Source organism: Solibacillus cecembensis (assembly GCF_050272495.1).
Taxonomy (GTDB): Bacteria; Bacillota; Bacilli; order Bacillales_A; family Planococcaceae; genus Solibacillus; species Solibacillus cecembensis.
Map to the genome: position 1 here is coordinate 1 of NZ_JBNNMF010000049.1, position 8,247 is coordinate 8,247.

Here is an 8,247-nt window from a genome sequence, read left to right on the forward strand (position 1 = left end):
AAATTAAACGGCTTAAGCCCTCTAGAATACAGGGTTCAAGCCGCTTAAAGTATTTTTATTATTTCCGCTGTCTACTTGACAGGGAGCAGTTCAATGTGACTTTATAAGTTATCTATACTTCCTTTACGTATTAATTAAAAATAATAAATGTATTACCGCAAGAATCCCCATTGGATAAATAATCAATCTCGAAAACGTATTCTTAAATCCATTTCGAGGGTGTTTTTCAAAAAATAAGTGCAGGATTGCATGGATGATGAAAAATATATCTAGAAACCAGAATACAATTGTTTGATACTCGCTAAATAGTAATGAGAGTATTAATAAATAAAGAAAAAGGTGAATAAATGTGAATACATTATAAGCTTTTGAATCTTCCATATCCCTTAGTACGATAAACAATCGCCACTCAGAACGCCTTATTGCATCCATTTCATGCAAAAGAAATAACGATAAATTAAATAAAAATAGTACAAGCAAAAAATCAGGCATATTAAACCCCCTACAAATTTATATAACCTATGTTACTACAAAACTACTCTCAAATTATTAAGTGGAAATGCCAAAATATGACGATATAAAGTCGCATATGTACAATAAAATTACGTCACATAACAAAAGACCACTCGTAATTCAGTGGCCTCAATATTACCTTTCACTCTCAACAGCACGCACCGCCAGGGAATAGCAATACGCACTATTCAAAGCCCTAGTCTAATATAGGTTTAATCGTCCCGCCACATTCGCATTTCTGTGCCACAGTCTTTTTAATAGTCTCATTCCCAACAATCGTACGCCCATGCTTTGTACTAACTACCGGAGCTGGCCGTTCACAATCCTCACACTGCAATACATACCGCATGATACTCACCCCTTTCTGGACACAAAAAAGAGCACTGCATAAGCAGCACTCCTGTAGTAGTAATAGTAGCCTCTCGTTTATTATTGTGGTAAAAACGATTTGCTCTTAATCTTTTAAAAGGACGAAGTCATTGCGTAAGAGAAGTAAAACCGCTCCGACCTACCTCACATGGTACATTAGTTTTTTTAAGGCGAGAAATATTCTCCGTTTGTTCCTTTTGTTACATTTGTTACATTTGTTCCTACTTTACACGTAACGAAATAAATCCACTAAAAATAACCAACAGAAGTAACCTGTACTAAGAAAGCTATATCTATCGGGTGTTCTTCCTCTTCAACTACATAAGAAATTACGTAAGATCCTTTTGGTAGGTTATTAAATACCTGCTCAAAGCTTTCATTCGCATCCAAGATTCCTGATGCAATTCTCTTGTCATCCTCTATATTTTTAATTTTATACATAAAGCTTTCAGTACCAGTATTCAATATATATACCTTATAATTCATTTCAGTTTGACCATAATGTTTAAAGTACGTCATACTTTGTCCAATAGGAGACGCTATCTGTTCATTAACTATGAAACCGCGAAAAACTTCAATTCCTTCTCTCTCTAAATTTGAATTTTCTTCTTTCTTTTTATCAGAGTTGTCCATTACAGCTGTCTCATTTTTTAAAACTATTGACTCCTCGTTAGAAGTAAGTGCTTCTGCTTCTGATTGAGGTACATCCGTACGGCACCCTGATAAAATGATGCCCATAAAACAAAGCAAAGCGTATGTATAAACCTTCATAATATTCTCTCCTATAAATCAAATTGTATTTTAATACAATTATACCAAATATAATAATATAAAGAAGCAGCCTATTTGGCTACTTCATCATTTGTTCCAAAATACTATTTCTTAATCTAAAAATCGTCGTACTAGATAAGCGCATATGTTTGCCGATAGATCGCATGCTATCGCCATCTAATAAGCGATGTAGGATTTCAATTTCCCTGTCACCTATTACAAGTAGAATGCGTTGCTGCACTTCTGATACTTTACGTTTGTACTGCTGGATGCGGAAACTACCATATTGCGATCGACGTTGCACCTCATAAAATACCGGATCACTTGTACCTCCACTTGCTTTTGGTAAAGTTGACTCAATACCATAACTAGCTACCTTTGCCCCACTAAAACCAACTGAATTCATTTCCGCCTCTTTAATCGTTTCAATCATCCAGTGATAGTCCTCAATCCATTGTAATAAGTTGCCCTCTGATACAAATACTTGCCCTGCCATAAGATTGCCCCCTTATGTTATAATTTGATTATCAGAACAACATAAAAGGGACTTACCAAGCCGTAGCTCTGCAAAGCTGTGGCTTTTTGTATGCTATAATTTACATAAAATACATAATGAGGTAATGCTATGGACATATTATTAGGTTTATTAAATGGTGGATTAAGTGTGATAATTACAATACTGCCAGTATTAGTTTTAATGGTTGTTCAATTTGGTTGTATCTTTGTTTTTTCGCTAATCTTTGTAAAACTACTCCCCATCAAAATTTATAGATCCCTTTTAGTTTGTGTGGCTCTAGTTGCTTTTTACATTTGGGCTGTGCCAATGAATTTGGGCTTTCATGAATTTTTCCGTTCTATGTTTTAGATTTATACAAACATACGTGCTATAATAGACTTGTATAGTTTTGCTGACTTGAGGAGACTCGGGTCTTTTTTTATGCCCGTTTCCTACTCATTTTTCACATATTGTTCATTTATAGGTCGCTAAAACTCCATGATGACGGTCAAAAGATTTTATAATTCATAATTACTTTTCTCTTTTTAATGGGTTATACTTATAAAAAAATGGAAGTAGTATTACATTAATGGAAATATTTTTAGTTTTTTTACCTATCTTAATCATGCTTTTCTTCTACATAGTCCCATGTGTATTTGTAATTTGGTTTCTACTTAAATTCCTTAAAATACAGCAAGAAAAAAATGAAATACTAAGAACTATTGCTACCAAGCTAAAAAATTAAACGGGGAAACCCGTCTTTTTTTATGTCACAGTTTGGTTCTATAAATAAATAATTTTCACATATTGTATATTAGTTTGCCGTAGCGCTTGTACTCGCTGCGGCTTTTATTTTTTATTTATCATACAGACACACGGCTAGTTAAGTTCACTTCCAAATCATAGAATATAGCGTTAAGTGATTTAACTTTACAAACCTCTTCCATCTCCATTAAAGGGTCACTTTTATATAAGTGATCCTTTTAATTTATTCTTTAAAACTTATATCTCTCCATAATCGCCCAAACTCGACGGTATGTTTGATCACAACTATATTGAGTAGATGTTTTACCACGGCTCACCAAGTTAAACCCTCTTTTTTCAAGGTCAGCGATAGCCATATCTAATTCTTTGTCATTACTCCGTTGAATTGGCGGTATTCTAAATACACCATTTTGTGATGTTAAGCGAGTATACATATTTTTCACCCCTAAAAAAATCTAAGCATAGAGTGAGCATTCGGGATATTTTTTATCCGCAATATCATTGACCAATTTATTCATTATCAACCAACATCCATTTTGTACTCTCAAGAATTATAATGTATTTTCAACACATACTATCCTTGCTTGATAATGGCGAAATAAAATCGAAAAGGAAGTGCAAGTATGGGTATTTTAAGCGGTAACTCAAAAGACGAACCATTACATTATGGTGAGGTGTTCAGTATTTGGACAAATCTTGCTGCAAACTATGGCATGATTGCTGGGTATCAAACATTTTATAATCACGCTGGTGATAAAGACTTGAAATTAATTCTAGAAGAATTTATTCAAGGCGCCAAAGAAGAAGTTAAGCCTTTAGAAAAGATTTTAAAAGTAAATGGCGTTGCATTACCTCCTGCACCTCCTGAACGTGCAGATGCAAAACTAGAAGATATCCCTCCTGGTGCAAAGTTTAATGATCCTGAAATCAGTGCTGCATTATCATTAGATGCTGCTGCTTGTTTAGTTGCATGTAGTCAAGCGATGGGTATGTCTATTAGAGAAGACATTGGCTTAATGTATGGTCAATTCCATACAGCTAAAGCGCTGCTTGGCGCCAAACTATTACGCCTTAATAAAGAAAAAGGTTGGCTAGTACCTCCTCCATTACATGTAAATCATCCAGAAAAATAATAAGTATTTATCGCGCCTCGTTAAACCCCTAAATAATTAGTTCCCCAGTTTAAAACTGGGGATTTTTTTTACTTATTATTTTGAGTATTGTCGGATTTTTTTACTTGATTTGAATTCTTATACTGTTCTACTGTTAAATCGTTTTCTTCACGGATATCTAAATCATCAGGACTTAAATCTGTACCAAATTCTTCTCTTTTTATTTCGTTTTTATTGCCCTTCTTTTTTTGCATATTTATCACCTCCAATAAATAAATTAACCATTTGGCGATAGTCTATACTTGCGATCAATAAGCTAATTCGCTCATTAAGATTATTTTCCGTCTACTGAATATTTTTCACAAAATGTTTCGAAAGTATAGCATCATGTTTATTAGCAAATAGTAATAATGGTGTGATAACACCAAATAACTACGACGGAGGGATTTTTTATGAACAACATTCGTGAAGGTTTAATCCCAACTATTCTAGGGTCTGCTGTTACTGTGGCTGGAATTGCACTAAAGCAAAAAAGCAGTCCAAATAACATGATTGCACACACTGTATTTGGATTCGGTTTAGCGCACATCGTGTTGGGTGCAATTGACCTTGTAGAGCATCGTCGTTAGTAATTGAAGAGCACAAATTGTGCTCTTCTTTTTTTCCGATTACTGAACATTTTTCACAAATTGTTCAGTTAAACTCAATATGTAAGTTATGTTATAATTTACATATTGAGGTGATATTATGGAAAACGGTAAATTAACCTGCAAATCCTGCGGTGGTGATTCATTTGGCAAAGGTAAACTTGATGGTTATGCTGCCTTACAACCAGTTGACAAAATTTTCTCTAGTGGATCTCCAATTATTTGTACTGTGTGTTTAAATTGCGGAGAAATAGCTTCAATTAAGGCTACAAAACCACATAAATTCAAATAGATGCTGGTGTAAAATCAGGGAAAAAACTAAAAATAGAAGCTGATTAGTCTATTCTAATCGGCTTTTTCACTACACAAAGTCGTTCTTATAATTCACAAAATGTTGATTACTCAATAAGCGTAAATTTATGTGATATCCCTGCATCTGGATTCGTTGTAACTTCCACACATGCACTTAATTCAAAAGTGTCGCCTTCTTAACCTGTAACAATCTTCTCTGCTTGTTCAACACTTTCACCATCCACAAGAAACCATAATTCACCTTCATTTTTACAGTTACCTATTGCTATATATTTTTTCATCATACTTAACCTCTCCTTTACTCAACATTTTTGTTCAAATGCTACGTACTAAATCCCCTCTAAGTTAGCGTTTGCTTCTAATATATTATTCCCATATTTTACATCTTCCATCGAAATGTTATTTATTGTATATTTGTCTTATAAAGTAAATTAATAGGAGAAATCAAAGTGCCTTTTACTGATAAAATAAGAATGAAAAAAATAGAAAAACTAAGATCCCGATTAATATATGTTGGGATGGAAAAAGGTCTAACCCATCCAAATACAATTAAAGTGAGTCAAGATCTTGATAAGTTGCTAAATGAATACAGTACGAAATAATTAGGTAATTACGTTCTTCTTTTGACATATTGTGCAGTAAATGTATCATTCCATCTTTTCAGATATTACCCAATTATGTTATCCTTATATAGGTAATTACCTATATGTCAGGAGTTGTTATGCAATGAAAACAATGTCTACACTTGGATGGATTATATTTATTTTTGGCATTACTTTGATTATAAGTGGAGTGGGAAGATTATCTGGTTTCTTTGAATATGATTCAGTTATTCCAAATAAATCTGTTGCACTAATATACATTTCTATGGGCGTTTTTGTAATGTTCATTTCTTACTTTGTTAAACCCAAAAAAGAAAAAGGTTAATAGTTTTACCAATCAATATAGTTCAAATGCTTAGTACCTCAATCTTCACCTCTGCCCTAGGTTCATCCATAAACTCTATCAACAAATTGATGTCCATAAGCCCGCACATTTAGATATAAGAACGATTTCAAGTGCAATGGACATAAAGGTATTCTACTGGGAACGAACCAGTGAAGCGATTTTATACGATAATATGACAGCAATTTTTATTGATAGTCGCATTAACAATCTATTGCAATGGCAGGATTTTTGTCATGAACTATGTCACCCTTTGCTACATACCGGTGAACAATTTAACATGCCTCCCCTATTCCGTGAATATCAGGAGTTTAAAGCCAATAATTTTATGTATCATGCTTGCATGCCTACATTTATGCTGGATCAATTAGAAATTATGGATTGTACTTCTCAAACGATTAACCATATGCAGCAGTTGTTCAACGTCGAATATGAATTTGCACGAGTTCGTTTAGAAAAATACATAAGCAATAAATACTATGTTCCAAATTCGAACATTTAAAATACTTTTGATGATATATAGTAATTTGAAACGAGTGATGTTATTGATTGTCTTTAATTGGCACCTGCCCGTGCATTTGAGGAGCAATCAAAATGGCGAGAGAGCAATATATTAAAACAAAAAAAGATTCGATCTATTATTACAAGGATTCAAATGGTAAGAAAATGTTTGCGTATCGTTATAAGTACCATGATCGGAATAAAAAACGTTGTGAAACGACTAAAAGAGGCTTTTCAAGTGAGAGAGAGGCCGAACGTGCTCTAGTTGAAGTGAAAGCGGATATATTAGATGGAAATATATTATTTGTTCAGGAGTCTAATACAAACCTTACTCAATGGATGGCACGTTATTCAGAGCTTCGTTCAAAGCGCTGGAAAGTTAGCACCAAGCAACATTATAACGAAACCATAACGAATCATATTAATCCTTTGATTGGACATTACAAACTAAATCAATTAACGAATAACATTATTCAGGAAGAGTTTGTCGATGGATTGGTTACTAAAAAGTTAAAGAAAGTAACGATTCGTGGGATTATTAGTGTATTGCATGGCGCGCTTGCTTTTGCAGTATTAAAGGAACACATTAAGCGCAATCCGATTGTTGAATTGGAATATGATAGCGCTGGAGAGGCTCGCACAGGTAATTTTTATTCTGAAGAAGAATTGAACAAATTTTTACAATGTGCCAAAGAAAACGATCCACATACCCGATATCCCCTACTATTAACGCTTGCGATGACGGGTATGCGTAAAGGTGAAGCCCTGGCATTAACGTGGGAGGATATTGATTTTGAAGATAAACTGATATCCATTACTAAAACACGTGATCGATTTGGCAGCCGTAAGCCGAAAACAAAACGTAGTGTGCGTACATTACACATGAATGAGACATTGGCCATTCAATTAAAAAAATATCAAACTTGGTGTATTCAAAAAAAGTGGCAGTTAAATAAGCAACACCAAAAAGAAGATGTAGTTTTTATCACAGTAAAAGGTGCACGTCCTCCAGGTGATTCTTATTTGAAGGATGCCATTAGCTTTATTTGCACCACATACGAATTAAAACGTATTAGTCCACATGGTTTACGCCATACATTTGCTAGTATTTTATTAGCGAATAATATTCCACTTATTTCAGTAGCGGAAATTTTGGGAGATCATCCAAATACAGTTTTATCGGTATATGCTCACTCCTTTGTAAAAAAGAAACACAAGCAGCCGATCTTATTCAAAGTTTCGTAAACTGACCACACGATTTCCAATTTACTCAATAATGAGGTACAAATTGGGGTACACAAAAAAATGAATAGCTGAAACCCTTGATACCAAAGGGTTTCAGCTATTCATCACACCAAACTAGGTAATTCGCATGGTATACCACACCCATTTGATCTGTTTCCGCATAACGGATATCTACTGTTGTTTCTGATGTATACATTTCTTTCACCTCTATATGCTATTATAGCGCTAAATCCATTGACATGTAAGGGTTTGATGGGAAATGTTTTTTTGGAATAATATTGGTTTTAAGTGTAATAAAGATAATAAAAAAATAATTATTTTACAAAGTTTGGGTGAGTTATCCAAATAAACGTTATTAAACATTATAAAGTGGGGTCCACTGGGGTCCCAAATTAAAATACACGCTTGGCAGGTGAATTTTCGGGTAATGCAGTCGGTAAATTTATATTGATAATTAAAAAATAGCCCTCCACTTTGGGACTGACCCCAAAAGTATAGACAAATAAAAAAAGCATCTTCGATTGAATTCGGGTTTAGATACCTAAAATTCAATTAGGAGGTGTTTTTTTAT

At 33.9% G+C, this 8,247-nt stretch carries 15 protein-coding genes; 8 read left to right on the forward strand and 7 right to left on the reverse strand.

The genetic code is table 11. The features are described 5' to 3' along the window. Window positions 1-123: 123 nt before the first annotated feature. The 4 genes from ACQKIH_RS22005 to ACQKIH_RS22020 all read right to left on the reverse strand — a co-directional run bounded on the left by ACQKIH_RS22005 (window position 124) and on the right by ACQKIH_RS22020 (window position 2,149). Entirely contained in the window at window positions 124-492 is a 369-nt protein-coding gene (locus ACQKIH_RS22005) for a DUF6713 family protein (protein WP_427768927.1), read from the reverse strand. 217 nt (window positions 493-709) lie between these two features. Further along, window positions 710-862: a hypothetical protein gene (locus ACQKIH_RS22010; RefSeq protein WP_160320481.1), complete on the reverse strand. Its 153-nt coding sequence runs from the start codon at window positions 860-862 to the stop codon at window positions 710-712. Between the two features lie 269 nt (window positions 863-1,131). Then, window positions 1,132-1,653, reverse strand: a complete 522-nt coding sequence (locus ACQKIH_RS22015; RefSeq protein WP_427768928.1) for a hypothetical protein — start codon at window positions 1,651-1,653, stop codon at window positions 1,132-1,134. Window positions 1,654-1,732: 79 nt separating this feature from the next. After that, entirely contained in the window at window positions 1,733-2,149 is a 417-nt protein-coding gene (locus ACQKIH_RS22020; protein WP_057989439.1) for a hypothetical protein, read from the reverse strand. Between the two features lie 129 nt (window positions 2,150-2,278). Here ACQKIH_RS22020 and ACQKIH_RS22025 point away from each other — a divergent pair, with 129 nt between their 5' ends. Then, window positions 2,279-2,518 carry a hypothetical protein gene (locus ACQKIH_RS22025; protein ID WP_057989441.1) on the forward strand — a complete coding sequence of 80 codons (240 nt, stop codon included), beginning with the start codon at window positions 2,279-2,281 and terminating at the stop codon, window positions 2,516-2,518. A gap of 626 nt (window positions 2,519-3,144) precedes the next feature. On the opposite strand, the gene ACQKIH_RS22030 is transcribed toward ACQKIH_RS22025, so the two are convergent. Then, entirely contained in the window at window positions 3,145-3,348 is a 204-nt protein-coding gene (locus ACQKIH_RS22030; protein ID WP_427768930.1) for a hypothetical protein, read from the reverse strand. A 189-nt stretch (window positions 3,349-3,537) separates the two neighbouring features. Here ACQKIH_RS22030 and ACQKIH_RS22035 point away from each other — a divergent pair, with 189 nt between their 5' ends. After that, window positions 3,538-4,047 carry a DUF3231 family protein gene (locus tag ACQKIH_RS22035; protein ID WP_427768932.1) on the forward strand — a complete coding sequence of 170 codons (510 nt, stop codon included), beginning with the start codon at window positions 3,538-3,540 and terminating at the stop codon, window positions 4,045-4,047. A gap of 68 nt (window positions 4,048-4,115) precedes the next feature. Here the strand turns inward: ACQKIH_RS22035 and ACQKIH_RS22040 are convergent, their stop codons facing one another. After that, window positions 4,116-4,280, reverse strand: a complete 165-nt coding sequence (locus tag ACQKIH_RS22040) for a hypothetical protein (protein ID WP_427768934.1) — start codon at window positions 4,278-4,280, stop codon at window positions 4,116-4,118. 198 nt (window positions 4,281-4,478) lie between these two features. Here ACQKIH_RS22040 and ACQKIH_RS22045 point away from each other — a divergent pair, with 198 nt between their 5' ends. From ACQKIH_RS22045 to ACQKIH_RS22070, 6 genes are all read left to right on the forward strand, one after another. Beyond that, window positions 4,479-4,655, forward strand: a complete 177-nt coding sequence (locus ACQKIH_RS22045) for an asparagine synthase (RefSeq protein WP_427768936.1) — start codon at window positions 4,479-4,481, stop codon at window positions 4,653-4,655. A gap of 118 nt (window positions 4,656-4,773) precedes the next feature. Continuing rightward, window positions 4,774-4,965, forward strand: coding sequence for a hypothetical protein (locus ACQKIH_RS22050; RefSeq protein WP_427768939.1), 192 nt, complete (start codon window positions 4,774-4,776; stop codon window positions 4,963-4,965). A 493-nt stretch (window positions 4,966-5,458) separates the two neighbouring features. Continuing rightward, window positions 5,459-5,587, forward strand: a complete 129-nt coding sequence (locus ACQKIH_RS22055) for an aspartyl-phosphate phosphatase Spo0E family protein (RefSeq protein WP_152983017.1) — start codon at window positions 5,459-5,461, stop codon at window positions 5,585-5,587. Window positions 5,588-5,711: 124 nt separating this feature from the next. After that, entirely contained in the window at window positions 5,712-5,912 is a 201-nt protein-coding gene (locus ACQKIH_RS22060; RefSeq protein ID WP_427768399.1) for a hypothetical protein, read from the forward strand. Window positions 5,913-6,048: 136 nt separating this feature from the next. Continuing rightward, on the forward strand, window positions 6,049-6,432 hold the full coding sequence (locus ACQKIH_RS22065; protein ID WP_427768942.1) for an ImmA/IrrE family metallo-endopeptidase: 384 nt from the start codon (window positions 6,049-6,051) through the stop codon (window positions 6,430-6,432). 92 nt (window positions 6,433-6,524) lie between these two features. Further along, window positions 6,525-7,676: a site-specific integrase gene (locus tag ACQKIH_RS22070; RefSeq protein ID WP_427768944.1), complete on the forward strand. Its 1,152-nt coding sequence runs from the start codon at window positions 6,525-6,527 to the stop codon at window positions 7,674-7,676. Window positions 7,677-7,773: 97 nt separating this feature from the next. Here the strand turns inward: ACQKIH_RS22070 and ACQKIH_RS22075 are convergent, their stop codons facing one another. Then, on the reverse strand, window positions 7,774-7,872 hold the full coding sequence (locus ACQKIH_RS22075) for an acyl-CoA thioesterase (RefSeq protein ID WP_427768948.1): 99 nt from the start codon (window positions 7,870-7,872) through the stop codon (window positions 7,774-7,776). Window positions 7,873-8,247: the final 375 nt, after the last annotated feature.